Source organism: Herbiconiux sp. VKM Ac-1786 (assembly GCF_015350805.1).
Lineage (GTDB): Bacteria > Actinomycetota > Actinomycetes > Actinomycetales > Microbacteriaceae > Herbiconiux.
The window spans coordinates 2,038,297-2,056,306 of the sequence record NZ_JADKSG010000001.1 but is presented as its reverse complement, the minus strand read 5'-3'; the positions used below and the strand labels follow the sequence as shown (position 1 = coordinate 2,056,306).

Here is an 18,010-nt window from a genome sequence, read left to right as displayed (position 1 = left end):
TGAGCGTACCTCAGTGCCCGAGGGCCGGCACCCGCTTCGGCCGCACCACGAACCAGAGCGAGAGGATGCTCACGAGCGCCGTCGCCCCCATCACCGTCGCCATCGGGGTGGCCGAGTCGATGCCGAGCACCCCGACGAGCGGCGACACGAGACCGGCCATGCCGAAGTTGCCGGCACCGAGCAGCGACGCCGCCGTGCCGGCCTCGTGGCCGTGCGCGTTCAGGGCGAGCACCTGCACGCAGGGGAAGGTCAGCCCGCAGGAGGCGATGAAGAACCACAGCGGCACGAGCGTGCCCCAGAGGCCGAGGTCGAGCACCGAGAACAGGGCGATCAGCGCGGCGCAGGTGAACAGCAGCACGGTCGAGACCGCGAGGATCCACTGCGGACCGAACCACCGGGTCAGGCGCGCACTCAGCTGCGTGCCCGCGACGATGCCGAGCGAGTTGATGGCGAACAGGATGCCGTACTGCTGCGCATCGAAGCCGTAGACCTGCTGGAACAGGAACGAGCTCGCCGAGAGGTAGGAGAACAGCCCCGAGAAGGTCATGCCGCCGATCAGCGCCACGCCCAGGAAGATCGGGTCGGTCAGCACGTTGCGGTAGCGCTGCAGCACCCCCGAGCCCCCGGCGCCGCTCCGGCGCTCCTTCGGCAGCGTCTCGGAGATCCAGAGCGACACCACGGTCACCACGAGGGCGCCGTAGGCGGCGAGCACCCAGAAGATGCCGCGCCAGTCGACCACGAGCAGCAGCTGGGAGCCGATCACCGGCGCGATGATCGGGGCGAGGCCCGACACGAGGGCGAGCCGCGAGAGCATCACCACGAGCCGGCGGCCGCCGAACAGGTCGCGCACCATCGCCATGGCGACGACGCCTCCGGCCGCCGCGCCCATGCCCTGCACGACTCGGAACACGCCGAGGCTCCAGATCTCGGGCGCCACCGCGGCACCGACGCACGCCAGCACGTGCACCGACGAGGCGATGATGATGGGCATCCGTCGCCCGACCCGGTCGCTCAGCGGACCCACCAGCAGCTGGCCCAGGGCGAAGCCGAGGGTGGTGCCGGTGAGGGTGAGCTGGATCGCGGCGGCCGGCACGTCGAACTCGGCCTCGAGCACCGGGAAGGCCGGCAGATAGAGGTCGATCGTGAACGGGCCGAGCGCCACGAGGGCCCCGAGGATGATGACGTAGAAGAAGCGGCGGCGGCCGCTCAGCGCGTCGCCCGGGTGCAGGACCGTCGTCAAATCAGCGGCGCCCCGTTCCGTCGACGGCGAAGGGCTCGATGGCGGCGAGCTCGTCGTCGGAGAGCTTCGGGGCACCCAGCGCGGCCACGTTCTGCTCGAGCTGCGCGACGCTGGACGCACCGATCAGGGCGCTGGTGACCTGCGGGTGGCGGAGCACCCAGGTCAGCGCGAGCTGCGCCAGGGTCTGGCCGCGGCCCTTCGCGATCTCGGCGAGCCCGCGGGCGCGCTCGAGGTAGGTGTCGTCGATGCGGTCGGCCGAGAGGAAATTGCTGGTCGCCGCGCGCGAGTCGGCGGGCACGTGGCCGTCGAGGTAGCGGTCGGTGAGCAGGCCCTGCTGCAGCGGCGAGAAGACGATGCTTCCGGCTCCGACCTCCTCGAGCACGGGCAGCAGGCCCGTCTCGATGTGCCGGTTGAACATCGAGTAGCTCGGCTGGTGGATGGTCAGCGGCACCTTGTGCTCGGCGAGGAGGCGCGCGGCCTCCCGGGTCTGCTCGGGCGAGTAGTTCGAGACGCCGACGTAGAGCGCCTTGCCGGAGTGCACCGCGGTCGCGAGCGCGCCCATGGTCTCCTCGAGCGGGGTCTCGGGGTCGAAGCGGTGCGAGTAGAAGATGTCGACGTAGGGCAGGCCGAGGCGGGTCAGCGACTGGTCGAGCGAGGAGAGCAGGTTCTTTCGCGAGCCCCACTCGCCGTAGGGGCCCTCCCACATGTGGTAGCCGGCCTTCGACGAGATGATCAGCTCGTCACGGTAGGGCGCGAGGTCTTCGGCGAAGACGCGGCCGAAGTTCGTCTCGGCCGATCCGGCGGGCGGGCCGTAGTTGTTGGCGAGGTCGAAGTGCGTGATGCCGAGGTCGAAGGCGCGGCGGATGATGGCGCGCTGAGTGTCGATGGGGCGCTCGTGGCCGAAGTTGTGCCAGAGGCCGAGCGAGAGCTCGGGGAGCTTCAGGCCGCTCCGGCCCGAGCGCTTGTAGGGCATCCGCTCGTAGCGGTCGGCGGCGGCGAGGTAGGTGTCGGACACGGCGGGGCTCGTTTCTCTTCGGCTCTTCAGCTCTTCAGCTCTTCGGTGAGGTGCGGGGCGGGGCGGGGGTGTCAGGGGGCTGCGAGCACGTCGAGCCCGGCGGCGCGCAGGGCGGCGAGCCGGTCGTCGTGGCCGGTGGGGGCGCCGGTTCCGGATGCGGTGACCAGGAGCTCGAAGTCGGCCAGCGCTCCCACGATACCCACGTCGGCGTGCCCGATCTTCGACGGGTCGGCCACCACCACGGCGCGGTCGCTCGCCGCCACCATCGCGCTCTTCAGCTCGGACTCGGGGAGGTTCACGTTCGTCACCCCGGCCCGCACGTCGACGCCGGTGCAGCCGATGATCGCGAGGTCGGCGTGCAGGCGCGCGAGAAGCGCCGAGGCGTAGGGCGCGACGAGCGAGTGCTGCAGGGGCCGCAGGGTGCCGCCGGTGACGACGACGGTGAAGCGCGGGATGGCGTCCTCAAGGGCGAGGGCGATGGAGAGGCCGTTCGTGATCACCACGACGTCGTCGAGGTCGTCGCGCTCGAGCAGCGCGTCGGCGACGGCCGCGGTGGTGGTGCCGACGTCGAGCAGCACGCTGCTGCCGCTCTCGACCAGCGCGGCGGCGGCGACGCCGATGCGGCGCTTCTCGGCCGCCCAGGTCTGCCGGGCCGACTCGAACGAGGGCTCCAGCGCATCGGTGCGCGGGGACATGCCGCGAAGCACCGCTCCCCCGTGCACCCGGTCGACGCTGCCGTCGCGCTCGAGGGCGGCGAGGTCGCTGCGCACCGTCACCTCGGAGACACCGAGCTCGCGGCTCAGCTCGGCGACGCGCGCGAAGCCGGTCGCCGCGACGAGCTCGAGCACGCGCGTGCGCCGCACCGTCGACGCGTCATTCCCCATGGCTTCATCTTACGCATTCGAAACCGAATCGGCGGGCTTGACTTTCGGGTTCGAAACTGGCGTAATCGAGGGGTGCAGACCCTCAGCAACGGGATCATCAAGCGGGTGCACCGTCTCTCCGACGGCCGCGAACTGATCTACTTCGACGACCCCGACACCCTCCTGCCTCCCGAGCGGGCCGACGACGCCCGCCCGGTGGCCCCGCGGCCTCCGGTCGCCCAGATGCGACAGGACCCGCTGACCGGCGAGTGGGTCTCCATCGCCGCCGCCCGGCAGAACCGCGTGATGCTGCCGCCGAAGCACCTCGACCCGCTCGCCCCGTCGAGCCCCGAGAACCTCACCGAGGTGCCGAGCAACTACGACGTCGCCGTGTTCGAGAACAAGTCGCCGTCGTTCGGGCCCGATCTGGCCCCCGAGGGCACCGACCCGGCGGGCGAGCTCGCGAACCTCCGCGAGGTCGGCCTCGGCCGCACCGCCACCTCGGTGGGGCGCTGCGAGGTCGTCTGCTTCAGCCCCGCGACCGAGGGCTCGTTCGCCGACCTGTCCGTCACCCGGGCGCGCACGGTGATCGAGGCCTGGGCCGACCGCACGGCCGCCCTCTCGGCGCTCCCCGGCGTGCAGCAGGTCTTCCCGTTCGAGAACCGCGGCGAGGCCATCGGCGTCACGCTGCACCACCCGCACGGGCAGATCTACTCCTACCCCTACATCACCCCGCGCACGCAGAAGCTGATCTCCTCGATCGAGAGCTACGGCCCCACGCTGTTCGCCGACATCCTCGACTTCGAGCGCGGCTCCGACCGCGTGCTGATCGAGGGCGAGCACGTCACCGCCTTCGTGCCCTTCGCGGCCCGCTGGCCCGTCGAGGTGCACCTGCTGATGAACCGGCACGTGCCCGACTTCGCCGAGACGACGCCCGAGGAGCGCGACGAGCTCGCGGTCGTCTACCGACGCATCCTGCGCGGCATCGACCGCCTGTACGACACGCCGACGCCCTACATCGCCGCCTGGCACCAGGCGCCGGTGAACGAGCACCGCGACGACATCCGGCTGATGCTGCAGATCACCTCGCCGCGTCGCGCGGCCGACAAGCTGAAGTTCCTGGCCGGCTCGGAAGCCGCCATGGGAGCCTTCATCGGGGACGTGCCGCCCGAGACGGCGGCCGGCCTCCTGAAAGACGCGCTCGCCCGCGCAGACAAGGACGACGAATGACCGACAGCCCCGCCACCCCCGCCCCGAAGGGCCTCGAGGAGCTCGACGCCGCCGCCGTGCGCGGCTTCGCGGCCGCCTTCGGCGAGGCCCCGACCTCGCTCTGGGCCGCGCCCGGCCGGGTCAACCTGATCGGCGAGCACACCGACTACAACGACGGCTTCGTGCTGCCCTTCGCGATCGACCGCCACACCGTGATGGCCGTGCGGGAGCGCGAGGACCGCCTCGTGCGCGTGTCGTCGTCGTTCACCGACGAGATCGTCGAGCTCTCGATCGACGAGCTCTCGGCCGAGGCCGTGTCGGGCTGGTCGGCCTACCTGCTCGGCGTCATCTGGGCCGCCGGCGTGCAGGGCGCCGACCTCGCCCGGGTGCCCGGCCTCGACCTCTACGTCGTCTCCGACATCCCCGTCGGCGCCGGGCTCTCCTCGAGCGCCGCGCTCGAGGGCGTCGTCGGCCTCGCGATCGACGAGCTCTGGGGCCTCGGCTTCGACCGCCGCACCCTGGCCGTGATCGGCCGCCGCGCCGAGAACGAGGCCGTGGGCGCGCCCACCGGCATCATGGACCAGTCGGCCGTGCTGCTCGGCCGCCTCGACTCGGCCGTGCTGATCGACTGCCGCTCGCTCGAGACCCGCGTCGTTCCGCTCGGCCTCGACGACGAGGAGCTCGTCATCGTCGTCACCGACACCCGCGTCGAGCACGAGCACGCCACCGGCGGGTACGCCGCCCGCCGCGCCTCCTGCGAGCTCGGCGCCCGCACCCTCGGGGTGCCGTCGCTGCGCGACCTCGGCCCCGACGACCTCGGCCGCGCCGAGGAGCTGCTCGACGACGAGACCTTCCGCCGGGTGCGGCACATCATCACCGAGAACGAGCGCGTGCTCGACCTCGTGCGCACCCTCGAGAAGCACGGCGCCGGCGCGATCGGCCCGCAGCTCGACGCGTCGCACACCTCGATGCGCGACGACTTCGAGATCTCCGTGCCCGAGCTCGACCTGTCCGTCGAGGTGGCCCGCCGCGTCGGTGCGGTCGGCTCGCGGATGACCGGCGGCGGCTTCGGCGGATCGTCGATCGCCCTGATCCACCGCTCGAAGGCCGAGGCGCTGGCCGAGGCCCAGCGCGCCGCGTTCGCCGAGGCGGGCTACCGCGAGCCCGTGGTGTTCACCGTGGTGCCGTCGGAGGGGGCGGTGCGCCGCCCGTTCGGCGGAGCATCCGTCGCCGACCCCGCCGTCGAGAGGATCTCGGAATGACCACCTGGCTCGTCACCGGAGGCGCCGGCTACATCGGTGCCCACGTCGTCCGCGCGCTGCAGGGCGCGGGGCTCACCCCCGTCGTGCTCGACGACCTCTCGAGCGGCTTCGCCGGCTTCGTGCCGGAGGGCGTGGCGTTCGTCCAGGGCTCGATCCTCGACGGCGACCTCGTCGAGCGCACGCTCCGCGACCACGACGTCACCGGGGTCATCCACGTCGCGGGCTACAAGTACGCCGGCGTCTCGGTGAAGCGCCCGCTGCACACCTACGAGCAGAACGTCACGGGCACCGCCGTGCTGCTCGAGCGGATGCAGGCGGTCGGCGTCTCCCGCCTCGTCTTCTCCTCGAGCGCCGCCGTCTACGGCACGCCCGACACCCTGCTCGTCACCGAGGACACCCCGAAGGCGCCCGAGTCGCCCTACGGCGAGTCGAAGCTGATCGGCGAGTGGCTGCTGCGCGACCAGGCGGTCGCCGCCGGGCTCGAGGCCACGGCGCTCCGCTATTTCAACGTGGTCGGCTCGGGCTCGCCCGACCTCTACGACGCGAGTGCGCACAACCTGTTCCCGCTGATCTTCCGGGCGCTCGGCGAGGGCCGCACCCCGACGATCTTCGGCGACGACTACGACACCCCCGACGGCACCTGCGTGCGCGACTACATCCACGTCTCCGACCTGGCGCTCGCCCACGTGGCGGCCGCGCGCCGGCTCGAGGCCGGCGAGACCGTGCTGCCCGCCTACAACCTGGGCTCGGGAGACGGCGTCTCGGTGCGCGAGATCATGGATGCGGTGGCTTCGGTCACGGGCATCGACTTCACCCCCGAGGTGGCCCCGCGCCGCCCCGGCGACCCGGCCCGCATCGTGGCGCTCGGCGAGCTCGCCGCCCGCGACCTCGGCTGGGAGATGCGGCACACGCTCCGCGAGATGGTGCAGTCGGCGTGGGAGGCGTACCCGAAGGGGTAGCCGGCCTCCCGTGACGACCGGCCTCCCGTGCCGACGGGTCGGTCGGCTCAGCCCGTCACCGCCGGCGGGGTCACGATCTCGAGCACGGCGACCGTGAGGTTGAAGGCGGCGTGCGCCACGATCGAGGCCCCGAGCCGCTTCGTGGCCACCGCCATCAGCCCGAGCACGAGCCCCACCACGAACAGGGTGAGCAGGCGCGACGCGGCGGCGGCCGTCTCGGGCACGCCGTCGAGGTGGAACGCCGTGAACAGCAGCGCCGAGCCGAGCACGGCGATCGTCGCGGCCCGGCGCCGCCGCGCATCCGTCGACCCGGCCGGCGCGACCGCCCGCTCGATCGAGCGCAGCACCAGACCGCGGAAGTAGAGCTCCTCGACCACGGGCGAGACGACGGATGCGGCCAGCACCGCGAACAGCACGAACAGCACCGGGTCGCCCACTCCCCCGGAGAACGCCGTGGCCCGGGTGCCCGTCGCCTGCCGCACGAGCTCGGCGAGGCCGAGCGCCGCGAGCCGCAGCCCCACGCCGACACCGAGCCCGACCACGAGGTCGACGGGGCGCAGGTGCAGCCCGAAGTCGAGCCGGAGGCTCCGCTTTCCGCGCCACCAGGTGGCGACCAGCACCACGGCCACGAGCGGCAGCCAGCCGCCGATCACCTGCTCGATGCCGAGCACCAGGGCCGGCTCGCCACCGACCCCGGGGAGCCGCACGAGCACCCGCGCCACGGCCGACAGCACGGCGAACGCGGCGATGCCGGCGACGACGTCGACGAGCCCCCACCGCACTCCGCGCGGCCGGGCGCCCTCGCCCGGGGTCACCGGGTCGCCCGGGGGCACGGGATCAGGCCGGGTCACCGGGTCACGCGGGGGCGAGGAGGGCTCCGACGGCGGCGGGGTCGGCGCCCGGGCGCACCTCGCCGGTGACGCGTCCGGCCGCCATCGTGACGACGCGGTCGCAGAGGGCGAGGAGGGCCGGGAGGTCGGCCGAGGCGATGACGACGGCCTTGCCGGCCGCGCGGGCCGCCTCGAGGTGGGTGACGAGCTCGGCCCGCTGCGCATCCGTCGACCCGCGGAAGGGCTCGCCGAGCAGCAGCACCCGGCGGTCGGAGGCGGGGAAGGCCGCGACCAGACCGCGGATGTGGCCGGCCTCGTCGCCGCCCTTGCCGAGGGCGCGCGCGGCACCGAGCACGGTGGCGCCGAGCCCCTCGCGCGGTGCGGTGTCGCTGTCGCGGTCGACGAGGCCGAGCGAGACGAGGGCGGGCAGCTTCGAGGCCGAGACGGGCATCGCGATGCCGCCGACGAAGCGCACCCGGTAGCGGGACGATGAGGTGGTGGCGAGGAAGAGTCCGGCGGCGATGGCCTTCTCGACGGTGGACGTGTCGACGGGGCGGCCGTCGAGCTCGACGGTGCCGGTGGTGGCGGTGCCCTCGGAGCGACCGTAGACGCTGAGCAGCAGCGACTCGGCGCCGGAGTCGCGGAGGCCGGCGAGGCCGACGATCTCGCCGGCTCGCACCTCCAGCGCGGCGTCGGAGACGAGGGCGCGCTCGGGTTCGACCGGGTCGGAGGTGCTCCAGCCCGCGATGCGGAGCACCGTGCCGCCGGGGGACGGCGGCGTCGGGGCGGCGGCGGGACGCGCATCCGTCGGCCCCACCAGCTCGGCGAGCACCCGGTCGCGCACGGCCCCGCGGTCGGCGGCCGAGCCCGCCCACGCCGCGCGCGGGTGCACGCCGACGATCGCGCCGCCGCGGAGCACGACGAGCTCGTCGGCGTAGCCCAGCGCCTCGGCGGGCCGCTGCGTCACGACCAGCACGGCGGCGCCCCGCAGGGCGAGCCCCGCCAGCACCTCGAGCAGCCGCGCGGTCTCGGCCGGCGCGAGCCGTGCGGTGGGCTCGTCGAGCGTGATCACGGCCGCCCCGCGGGCCTCGGCCCGGGCGATCTCGATCAGCAGGCGGTCGAACTCGCCGGCGTCGCCCGCGCGGTCGACGGGGCGGAGCGTGGAGCCGACCCCGGCGAGCAGTGCGGCCGCGTCGTCGCGCGTGCGCTTCCAGTCGATGCCGCCGCGGAAGAGCCCGCGCGTGCGGCGGCGCTCGTGCCCCATGAAGATGTTCTCGGCCACGTCGAGCGCGGGCACGAGGCCCCGGCGACGGTCGATCCAGGCGTAGACCGGGGCCTGGCCTGACATGACGCGCTCGGCGACCTGGCGGGCGAGCCCGTCGGGCCCCGACTCGTCGCCGGCGCAGACCGCGACCACGGCCCCGGCGCGGGCCACGAGCTCGTCGCCGCCCGGGAGCGTGAAACGAAATTCGGCGGGTGTCACGACCGCGACCCTATACCGGGCCGGGTGGACACCCGCCGAATGCTCATGCGGAGAGGAGGAGCCGAGGCTCAGCGACCGCCGGAGCGGCGCTTGTTGTAGACGTCGAACGCGACCGCGAGCAGCAGCACGAGGCCCTTGACGGCCTGCTGCCACTCGATGCCGATGCCCATGATCGACATGCCGTTGTTCAGCACACCGATGATCAGACCACCGATGATCGCGCCACCGATGGTGCCGACACCACCCTGCACCGCCGCGCCGCCGATGAAGGCGGCCGAGATGGCCTCGAGCTCGAAGCCGTCACCGGCCTTCGGGCCGGCGAGGTTCAGTCGCGCGGTGAAGATCAGGCCGGCCAGCGCGGCCAGCACGCCCATGTTCACGAACAGCCAGAAGGTGACGTTGCGGGTCTTGATGCCCGACAGCTCCGCGGCGTGCAGGTTGCCGCCGATGGCGTAGACGTGGCGGCCGAAGGTCGAGCGGTTCATGACCGTGCCGTAGATGAGCACGAGCACGGCGAGCACGATCAGCGTGACCGGGATGCCCTTGTAGGTGGCGAGGGCGTAGGCGAACAGGCCCACGGCCACGGCGACGAGCACCAGCTTGGCGACGAACCAGGCGAAGGGCTCGACCTCCTGGCCGTAGCTCTGACGGGCGCGGCGGGTGCGGAACTGCGAAACGAACAGCGCGATGATCGCGATGGCCGCAATGCCGAGGGTCAGCGGGTCGAGCTCGAACTGGCCGAACAGGTCGGTCAGGAAGCCGTTGCCGAGCGCACGGTACTCCGTGGGGAACGAGCCGATGTTGGCGTTGCCCAGCACGACGAGGGCGAGTCCGCGGAAGATCAGCATGCCCGCCAAGGTCACGATGAACGCGGGTATGCCCACGAAGGCGATCCAGAAGCCCTGCCAGACGCCCACCAGGGCACCGACGGCGAGCGACAGGATGATCGACAGCCACCAGGGGAGGCCCCACTGCACGGCGAAGACACCCGACACGGCGCCGACGAACGCGGCGACCGAACCGACCGACAGGTCGATGTGGCCCGCGATGATGACCATCACCATGCCGATCGCGAGAACGAGGATGTAGCCGTTCTGCACGATCAGGTTGGAGATGTTCTGGGGGCGCAGCAGGATGCCGTTGGTCAGGATGCTGAACAGCACCACCACCAGCACCAGCGCGATGAAGATGCCGTTCTTGCCGAGGTCGCCCAGGATGTGGCTGAGGCGCTCGGTGAACTTGTTCTCGACGGGGTTGACTTGCGCGCCCGCGGCCGTCGCGTCGGACGGCTTGGTTTCCAGGTCGGACATGGTCGTTGTTTCTCCTCTTCCGGCAGCGCGCGGGCTAGCGGGGCTTTTCCATGGTCATGAGTTTGAGCAGGGCCTCGGGGGTGGCCTCCGCGATGGGCAGCTCGCCGGTGATCCGGCCCTCGGAGAGGGCGTACACGCGGTCGCAGATGCCGAGCAGCTCCGGCAGCTCGGAGGAGATGACGATGATGCCCTTCCCCTCGGCCGCGAGCTTGTTGATGATGCTGTAGATCTCGTACTTCGCGCCCACGTCGATGCCGCGGGTGGGCTCGTCGAGGATCAGCACGTCGGGGTCGGAGTAGATCCACTTCGACAGCACGACCTTCTGCTGGTTGCCGCCCGAGAGCTTCCCGGTCTTCGCCAGCACGCTCGGCGCCTTGATGTTCATGCTCGTGCGGTAGGAGTTCGCGACCTGGAACTCCTTGCCGTCGTCGACCAGGCCGAAGCGCTCGAGCTTCTCCAGCGACGCCATCGAGATGTTGCGCTTGATGTCGTCGATCAGGTTGAGCCCGTAGGTCTTGCGGTCTTCGGTGGCGTAGGCGAGACCGTTCTCGATCGCCTCGGCGACCGTGCGGGTCTTCACCTCCTTGCCCTTGACGAAGACGCGGCCCGAGATCTTGGAGCCGTAGCTGCGGCCGAACAGGCTCATCGCGAACTCGGTGCGGCCGGCGCCCATCAGGCCCGCGATGCCGACGATCTCGCCGGCGCGGACGGTGATGTTCACGTCGTCGACCATGACGCGGGTCGGGTCCTGCGGGTGGTGCGCGGTCCACTCCTCGACGCGGAGGATCTCCTCGCCGATGTGGGGCGTGTGGTCGGGGTAGCGGTGCTCGAGGTCGCGGCCCACCATGTCCTTGATGATGCGTTCCTCGGTGACGTCGTCCTTCGAGATGGTCTCGATCGTCTTGCCGTCACGGATGACGGTGACCGAGTCGGCGACCTTCTTGATCTCGTTCAGCTTGTGGCTGATGATGATCGACGTGATGCCCTGCTCCTTGAGGTGCAGAATGAGGTTCAGCAGGTGGTCGGAGTCCTCGTCGTTCAGGGCCGCGGTCGGCTCGTCGAGGATGAGCAGCTTCACGCGCTTGGACAGCGCCTTCGCGATCTCCACGAGCTGCTGCTTGCCCACGCCGATGTCGCGCACCTTGGTGGTGGGGTTCTCCTTCAGGCCCACGCGCGCCAGCAGGGCGGCGGCCTCGTGGTTGGTCTTGTTCCAGTCGATCAGGCCGAGCGGGCCCTTCAACTCGTTGTTCAAGAAGATGTTCTCGGCGATCGAGAGGTAGGGGCTGAGGGCGAGCTCCTGATGGATGATCACGATGCCCTTCGCCTCCGAGTCGCGGATGTCGCGGAACTGCACGACCTCGTCCTCGAACACGATGTCACCCTCGTAGGTGCCGAACGGGTAGACACCCGAGAGCACCTTCATCAGCGTCGACTTGCCGGCGCCGTTCTCCCCGCAGATCGCGTGGACCTCGCCGCGGCGGACGTCGACCGTCACGTTCTGCAGCGCTTTCACGCCGGGGAACGTCTTGGTGATGCTCCGCATCTCGAGGATGTTCGTCCTGTCATCGGACATGTCGTGGATTACCTGCTTCCTTGCCTCGTACGCCGTACGCCGGGTGGGGCGAGACCCGCGCCCCGGCCGCGCTCTCGCGCGACCGGGGCGGGGGTCTCAGTGGGGCTGACTAGCCCTTGATCTCTTCTTCGGTCCAGTAGCCGGACTTGACGAGGGTGTCCTCGATGTTGTCCTTGACAACGATCTGCGACTCGAGGAGGAAGGACGGGACGACCTTCACACCGTTGTCGTAGTCCTCGGTGTTGTTCGTCTCGGGCTCGTTGCCCTCGAGCAGGGCCGAGGCCATCTTGACGGCCACGGTCGCGAGCTCGCGGGTGTCCTTGAAGATGGTGGCGTACTGCTCACCGGACTCGATGGCCTTGACGGAGTCGAGCTCCGCGTCCTGGCCCGAGATGACGGGCCACTCGGCGCCGACGGAGTAGCCGGCGTCGGTCAGGGCCGAGATGATGCCGCGCGAGATGCCGTCGTAGGGCGAGAGCACCGCGTTGACCTTGGAGCCGTCGGAGTAGGTCGACGTCAGCAGGTTCTCCATGCGCTTCTGGGCGGTCTCGCCGTCCCAGCGGAGCGTGGCGGCCTGCTCGAAGGCCTCCTGGCCCGACTTCACGACGAGCACCTTCTTGTCGATGTACGGCTGAAGGGTGTCGATCGCGCCGTTCCAGAAGAACGTGGCGTTGTTGTCGTCGGGCGAACCGGCGAACAGCTCGATGTTGAACGGACCGGCGGGGGCGCCGTCGGTCGCGTTGCCGTCGAGGTCGACGAGGCCGAGGCCGTTCAGCACCGAGTTGGCCTGCTGCACGCCGACCTTGTAGTTGTCGAACGACGCGTAGTAGTCGACGTTCTCGGTGTCGCGGATGAGGCGGTCGTAGGCGATGACGGGGATGTCGTTGTCCGCGGCCTCCTGCAGCACGCTGGTCAGCGTGGTGCCGTCGATCGACGCGACGATCAGGGCCTTGGCGCCCTTGGTGATCATGTTCTCGATCTGCGAGACCTGGGTGGGGATGTCGTCCTCGGCGTACTGGAGGTCGACGGTGTAGCCGGCGTCCTCGAGCTGCGACTTGACGGCGTCGCCGTCCTGGATCCAGCGCTCCGACGACTTCGTCGGCATCGCCACGCCGATGAGGCCGCCGTCGCCGCCGCCCTCACCGCCGCCCGAGGTGGTGCCCCCGCTGGAGCAGGCGGCCAGGCTGACCATCAGGGCGCCGGCGGCGACTCCTGCGAGCAGTGTCTTGATCTTCACTGTGTTTCCTTTCGTGATGTGGTGTAGGACTTCTTCGTCGTGATCGGACTGGTGGCTGAGGGAGTGAGCTCCCGCGGCTCGCCGAGCTGGCGGGCCAGGTGCGCGACCCGCGCGGCGTCTTCGACGAGCACCGCCGTCTTCACCGCGGTCCGGGCGTCCGGGCCGATGGTGAAGGGGCCGTGGCTCTGCATCAGCACGGCCGGCGAGCGGTGACCCGCCAGCGTGTCGACGATCCCCCGCCCGATCGAGTCGTCGCCGATCCGGGCGAGCGGCCCCACGGGGATCTCGCCCCCGAACTCGGCCTCCATGGTCGTGGTGACGCAGGGGATGGGCTCCCCGAGCGTCGCCCAGGCCACGGCGTAGGGCGAGTGGGTGTGGGCCACTCCCCCGACCTCCGGCATGGTGCGGTACACGTAGGCGTGCGCCGCGGTGTCGACCGAGGGGGCGCGGGCGGCGCCGGGCGTGCCCGGCACGACCGTGCCCTCGAGGTCGCAGAGGATCATGTTCTCCGGTGCCAGGTCTTCATAGGAGACACCGGAGGGCTTGATGACGAACAGGTCGGCGCCGACCACACGACCCGAGATGTTCCCGCCCGTCCAGACCACGAGCTCGTAGCGCGTGAGCTCGGAGTGCAGACCAGCGATCTCCGCCCGCAGGCGGGCGATGCCCACCTCGAGTTCGGCTCGCATCGTCATCCTCATGACCCCTTCGTCTTGTGTGACCGTTCACAAATTCGTTCATGTGAACGGTCACATCGGATTGATATTACGCCCATGGCGGCCGAGCCTGTCAAGTCGGCGATGGTCTCGGTTCGGTAACCGAGCGGATGCGCCCCGTTCGGGGGGTTCCGCGCGATCAGGCGGGTGGCGGCATGCCGTCAGGCCGGGGGCGGCCCGGTCGAGCGGCGCACCACCAGGGTCGGCAGGAGCGACCCGGGCCACTCCAGCGCGGACTCGGCGACCGGGCCCGACCCTGGCGCGTCGTCGTCGACGGCGGACACCAGCAGCGCCACGCAGCGGCGGCCGAGCTCGGCGAAGTCCTGCCGCACCGTCGTCAGCGGCGGCCAGAAGTGCGCCGCCTCGGGGATGTCGTCGAAGCCGACCACGCTGATGTCGCCCGGCACGTCGAGCCCGGCGTCGCGGATGGCGTGGATCAGCCCCAGCGCCATCTGGTCGTTCGAGGAGAAGATCGCGGTGAAGTCGCGCACCCGCAGTAGCTCGAGCCCGGCGTAGTAGCCGAACTCCGCCGTCCAGTCGCCGAGGATCGGCGCCGTCGTCGGCACGTCCTGATCGCTCATCTCGCGCAGGAACCCCTCCATCCGCGCCTCGGCCTCGACCCAGTCCTGGGGGCCGGCGAGGTGGTAGATGCCGCGATGGCCGAGCTCGATCAGGTGCCGGGTGGCGAGCCGGGCGCCCTCGATCTGGTCGACCGAGAGGGAATGGTCGCCCTGCCGGCCGGTGGACTGCAGCGTCACGTAGGGCAGGTCGAGGTTCAGCTCGTGCAGGGTGTCGAACACGCGCACCTGCGGCGCGATCACGACCATGCCCTCCACCGCCTGGTCGAGCAGGTGCGTGATGGCGCGGGCGATCGAGGCGCGGTCGGTGCCGTCGGCGTTCGCCGTCACCACGAGGTAGCCGTGCAGCAGCGCGGCCTCCTCGATGGCCTTGATGCTCGAGGCCGGCCCGTACTCCGAGCGCGAGGAGGTGAGCACCCCGATGGCCCGGGACCGGCTCGTGACCAGGGCTCTCGCCGCGCGGTTGGGGCGGTAGTTCAGCTCGCCCATCACCTCGAGCACGCGGGCCTTGGTCTCGTCGCGGATGCTCGGGTGGTTGTTCAGCACCCGGGAGACGGTCTGGTGCGAGACCCCCGCGAGCTTCGCGACATCGCGGATGCTCGGCGCCCGGGGGCGCTTGGCCTCCGCCGAGGGCTCGTTCATCCCGTACCTGCTCTGGTGCTGATGTGCACGTTCACACGGCGTGAACGCCCTTACATTATGCACGTCGCCGGGGTGGCCGGAACTGTGAGCACCGGATGCGCGTCAGAGGCCGATGTGACTGTCACACGCACTCGTCCCGGGCGAGGGGACGACCGTGTGACAGTCACACCGACGGTCGGCGCGGCCGCCGGGCCCCGCTACACACCCGCGTGGACGCGGATGCCGCGGGGCGCCGGGACGGCCCGGGCCGAGTGCCGCAGCTGCTGCACCCCGCCCTCGAGCGGGGCCTCGCCGAGCACGGTGAGGCCGGCGGAGACCGCCGCCTCCCGGCGCCAGGCGAGGGCCTGCTGCACCACGTCGTCCTGACGCGCGGCGGCGGGCACCTCGATCACGAAGTCGGGCGCCAGGATGGCCCCCGCCTCCGCGAAGGCGCGGTGCGCCGAGCGGATCAGGGCCGACGCCCACACCTCGGGGTGAGGGAGCGAGCGGTCGACGATCAGGCAGTGCAGCTCGATGGGGTGCACCGAGCCGACGGGGCCCCACCAGACGCCGCGGGCGACCGGACGGTCGTCGACGACGGCCAGCCAGGTCCAGTCACGGCGGTAGGTTCCGGCCGCGAGTCCGCGGCCGAACTGCAGGGAGTCGACCCACGAGACGGGGTCGTGTTGATGGAACAGGAGCAGCTCGCTGTCGTGCGAGCGGGATGATGCGGTGAACACGGGAAGTCTTCCTCCATGAGATGACGAGCGATGGAGGCGCTTCCTGGCGTTCGGGTCGCGGCTAGGCCGTGACGCGCATGAACGGGGGAAGCGCCATGTCGAAGTTCCGATTCGGAATCATGGTGTTCACCTCCCCTTTCGTTCATGGCGGCCGAGTTGCCGCGGGTAATGACGTTAGCGGCTGCTCGGCTCCGAGCGCAAGGGTTTTCCCAGGAAGGTGCTCTAGTGCCCCGTCGAGGTGCGCTTCGGGAGCGCGAAGACGAGCAGGAACGCCAGCACCGCGAAGCCCGTGCTGACGGCCATCGCCAGGGCGGAGCTGTTCACGAAGCCGGTGGCGAGAGCATCCGGAGACCCCTGCCCGACGACCAGCGAGCCGAAGAACACGCTGCCCACGACGGCGATGCCGATCGCGCTGCCGACGCGCTGCATGGCGCTGATGACGCCCGAGGCCGAGCCGGCCTCCTTGCGGTCGACCGTGGCGACGATGAACTGGGCGTTCGGGGCGATGAAGAGCCCGTTGCCGGCGCCGGCGATCAGGAGCGGGGCGAGCAGCAGCCAGTTCGTGAGGTCGGCCGCCGGGGTCACCAGCAGGATGACCCAGATGGCCGCGAGGCCCACGACGACGGCCGCGGTGCCGATCACGAGCACCGAGCGGCCGAGCCGCTGCGCCAGCCGCGCGCTCTGGCTGGAGCCGACGATGGAGCCGATGGCGAACGGGATCGAGACGGCGCCCGACTCGAGCGCGGTGTGGCCGAGGCCGGCCTGCCAGAGCAGCGAGATGGTGAAGAAGATGCTGGTGAAGCTCGCGAAGTAGACCAGGGCGAGCACGACGCCACCGGTGAAGGCCGGGTGACGGAAGAGGCTCGGCGGCACCAGCGGGATGCTGCCGCGGCGGGTGTACCGCACCTCCCAGGCGCCGAACGCGACGAGGAGCAGGGCGCCGGCGACGAGCGAGAGGATGGTCCAGAGCGGCCAGCCCTCGTCCTGGCCCTCGATCAGCGGCACGAGCAGGGCGACCAGGGCGGCCGAGACGAGCACGAGGCCCACCCAGTCCAGCGCGATCTTCGGGCGCTTCGCCGGGGCCCCCTCGGCGTCGGCCGTGCGGCCGGGCAGCAGGAAGACGGCGGCCACCAGGGTGGCGAGACCGATCGGCAGGTTCACGCCGAAGACGAGGCGCCAGCCCGACTCCTCGCCGAAGGCCTGGATGATCAGACCGCCGACGATCGGGCCGAGCGCCGACGAGACGCCGATCACGGCGCCCATGATGGCGAAGGCCTTGCCGCGGGACTGCGGCGGGAACAGCAGCTGGATGAAGGCGGTGACGGCCGGCACGAAGATGCCGCCCGCGAGGCCCTGCACGACGCGGGCGACGATGAGCTGGGTGCTGTCCATCGCGAGACCGCAGGCGAGGCTCGCCACGGTGAAGAGCGCGACGCCGGTGAAGAAGACCCACTTGTGGCCGATGCGGTCGCCGATGCGGCCGGCGGGGATGAGGGCGAGGCCGAAGGCGAGGGCGTAGCCCGAGATGATCCAGGACAGGGTCGCCTCGGAGGCGTCGATGCTGGTGCGGATCGTCGGGAGCGCCACGTTCACGATGGTCGTGTCGAGCAGGGCGATGAACATGCCGGCGAGCAGCACGATCAGCGCGCGCCAGGCGCGGGCCGGAACGGCGGGCGGCGCCTGGGTGGTGGCGGTATCGGTCATGGGGTGGGGGCCTTTCGGGGGGCTACGGGTTCGGGCAGGGCGCCGGCGCGGCGGCGCTCGTCGGCGACGATGTCGGGCACGGCCGCGAGCAGGCGCTCGTGCGAGGCGATCTCCGAGCGCACGCGGTCGGAGCGGTGCTCCATCACCCACGTCTCGGCGAGGGAGAGGTGGGGCCGGGCGCGGTCGAGGCGCTCCTGCTGCTCGGCGAGCAGGGTCTGCAGCGCCTCGATCCGGCGCTCGAGCTCGGGGGCGAGCTCGTCGAGGCGCTCGGGGTCGAGTCGCGTGACCGCGAGATCGAAGGGGTCATGCTTCAGGCGGATGGCGCGGAGGCCCTCCTCGCGGAGCGCGGCGAGCGCCTCGCGGCCCGCAGGCGTGATCGCGTAGACCTGCCGCTCGGGGTAGGCGCCCTCGCGCTCGACGCGCTCCTCGGCGATCAGCCCGTCGGCGGCGAGGCGCTTGAGGGCACCGTAGAGCGAGCCGACGCTGACGTCGGTCCAGAGGTGGATGCGCTCCTCCTCGCCGAGCAGCCGCAGCTGGTGCCCGTGCATCGCCCCGCGCGCGTCGAGCGAGCCGAGCACGAAGAGACGGAGCGGAGACACCGGAGTACTCTCGCACGAGTAGTCGGGGTTCGCAAGGTCACGGGCGGTGGAGCCGGATTGCCCCGGCGGGC

16 protein-coding genes are annotated in these 18,010 nt (G+C 71.2%); 3 read left to right on the top strand and 13 right to left on the bottom strand.

Annotation, left to right across the window (positions count from 1 at the left end; all coding sequences use genetic code 11):
• Nucleotides 1–10: 10 nt before the first annotated feature.
• The 3 genes from ITJ64_RS10010 to ITJ64_RS10000 form a co-directional block, all read right to left on the bottom strand.
• Entirely contained in the window at nt 11–1,240 is a 1,230-nt protein-coding gene (locus ITJ64_RS10010; protein ID WP_194680471.1) for a multidrug effflux MFS transporter, read from the bottom strand.
• Between the two features lies 1 nt (nt 1,241).
• A complete protein-coding gene (locus tag ITJ64_RS10005) occupies nt 1,242–2,213 on the bottom strand; it encodes an aldo/keto reductase (protein ID WP_194680843.1) in 972 nt (323 codons plus the stop codon).
• A 113-nt stretch (nt 2,214–2,326) separates the two neighbouring features.
• Nucleotides 2,327–3,139 carry a DeoR/GlpR family DNA-binding transcription regulator gene (locus ITJ64_RS10000; RefSeq protein ID WP_194680470.1) on the bottom strand — a complete coding sequence of 271 codons (813 nt, stop codon included), beginning with the start codon at nt 3,137–3,139 and terminating at the stop codon, nt 2,327–2,329.
• A 72-nt stretch (nt 3,140–3,211) separates the two neighbouring features.
• Here ITJ64_RS10000 and galT point away from each other — a divergent pair, with 72 nt between their 5' ends.
• From galT to galE, 3 genes are read left to right on the top strand one after another with little or no spacing between them, the layout of a single operon-like run.
• Entirely contained in the window at nt 3,212–4,348 is a 1,137-nt protein-coding gene (gene galT, locus ITJ64_RS09995; RefSeq protein WP_370545126.1) for a galactose-1-phosphate uridylyltransferase, read from the top strand.
• Nucleotides 4,345–5,589 carry a galactokinase gene (gene galK / locus ITJ64_RS09990; RefSeq protein WP_194680469.1) on the top strand — a complete coding sequence of 415 codons (1,245 nt, stop codon included), beginning with the start codon at nt 4,345–4,347 and terminating at the stop codon, nt 5,587–5,589. Before galT ends, galK begins: the two co-directional genes overlap by 4 nt.
• A complete protein-coding gene (gene galE, locus ITJ64_RS09985; RefSeq protein ID WP_194680468.1) occupies nt 5,586–6,548 on the top strand; it encodes a UDP-glucose 4-epimerase GalE in 963 nt (320 codons plus the stop codon). Before galK ends, galE begins: the two co-directional genes overlap by 4 nt.
• Before the next feature lie 47 nt (nt 6,549–6,595).
• Here the strand turns inward: galE and ITJ64_RS09980 are convergent, their stop codons facing one another.
• From ITJ64_RS09980 to ITJ64_RS09935, 10 genes are all read right to left on the bottom strand, one after another.
• Nucleotides 6,596–7,399, bottom strand: coding sequence for a type II CAAX endopeptidase family protein (locus ITJ64_RS09980; RefSeq protein WP_194680467.1), 804 nt, complete (start codon nt 7,397–7,399; stop codon nt 6,596–6,598).
• Nucleotides 7,400–7,403: 4 nt separating this feature from the next.
• A complete protein-coding gene (locus ITJ64_RS19340) occupies nt 7,404–8,861 on the bottom strand; it encodes a sugar ABC transporter ATP-binding protein (RefSeq protein WP_194680466.1) in 1,458 nt (485 codons plus the stop codon).
• Nucleotides 8,862–8,929: 68 nt separating this feature from the next.
• On the bottom strand, nt 8,930–10,171 hold the full coding sequence (gene mmsB / locus ITJ64_RS09970) for a multiple monosaccharide ABC transporter permease (RefSeq protein ID WP_194680465.1): 1,242 nt from the start codon (nt 10,169–10,171) through the stop codon (nt 8,930–8,932).
• Nucleotides 10,172–10,205: 34 nt separating this feature from the next.
• Nucleotides 10,206–11,744, bottom strand: coding sequence for a multiple monosaccharide ABC transporter ATP-binding protein (gene mmsA, locus ITJ64_RS09965; RefSeq protein ID WP_194680464.1), 1,539 nt, complete (start codon nt 11,742–11,744; stop codon nt 10,206–10,208).
• Nucleotides 11,745–11,853: 109 nt separating this feature from the next.
• On the bottom strand, nt 11,854–12,981 hold the full coding sequence (chvE, locus tag ITJ64_RS09960; RefSeq protein ID WP_370545125.1) for a multiple monosaccharide ABC transporter substrate-binding protein: 1,128 nt from the start codon (nt 12,979–12,981) through the stop codon (nt 11,854–11,856).
• Nucleotides 12,978–13,676, bottom strand: coding sequence for an L-ribulose-5-phosphate 4-epimerase (locus tag ITJ64_RS09955; RefSeq protein ID WP_194680463.1), 699 nt, complete (start codon nt 13,674–13,676; stop codon nt 12,978–12,980). Before ITJ64_RS09955 ends, chvE begins: the two co-directional genes overlap by 4 nt.
• A gap of 182 nt (nt 13,677–13,858) precedes the next feature.
• Nucleotides 13,859–14,917, bottom strand: a complete 1,059-nt coding sequence (locus ITJ64_RS09950; RefSeq protein WP_194680462.1) for a LacI family DNA-binding transcriptional regulator — start codon at nt 14,915–14,917, stop codon at nt 13,859–13,861.
• 197 nt (nt 14,918–15,114) lie between these two features.
• A complete protein-coding gene (locus ITJ64_RS09945) occupies nt 15,115–15,636 on the bottom strand; it encodes a hypothetical protein (protein ID WP_194680461.1) in 522 nt (173 codons plus the stop codon).
• A gap of 222 nt (nt 15,637–15,858) precedes the next feature.
• Nucleotides 15,859–17,340 (bottom strand): DHA2 family efflux MFS transporter permease subunit, encoded by a 1,482-nt coding sequence (locus ITJ64_RS09940; RefSeq protein ID WP_194680460.1) that lies wholly within the window; start codon nt 17,338–17,340, stop codon nt 15,859–15,861.
• Nucleotides 17,337–17,939, bottom strand: a complete 603-nt coding sequence (locus ITJ64_RS09935) for a PadR family transcriptional regulator (RefSeq protein ID WP_194680459.1) — start codon at nt 17,937–17,939, stop codon at nt 17,337–17,339. The genes ITJ64_RS09940 and ITJ64_RS09935 overlap by 4 nt, the downstream gene beginning before the upstream one ends.
• Nucleotides 17,940–18,010 lie beyond the last annotated feature (71 nt).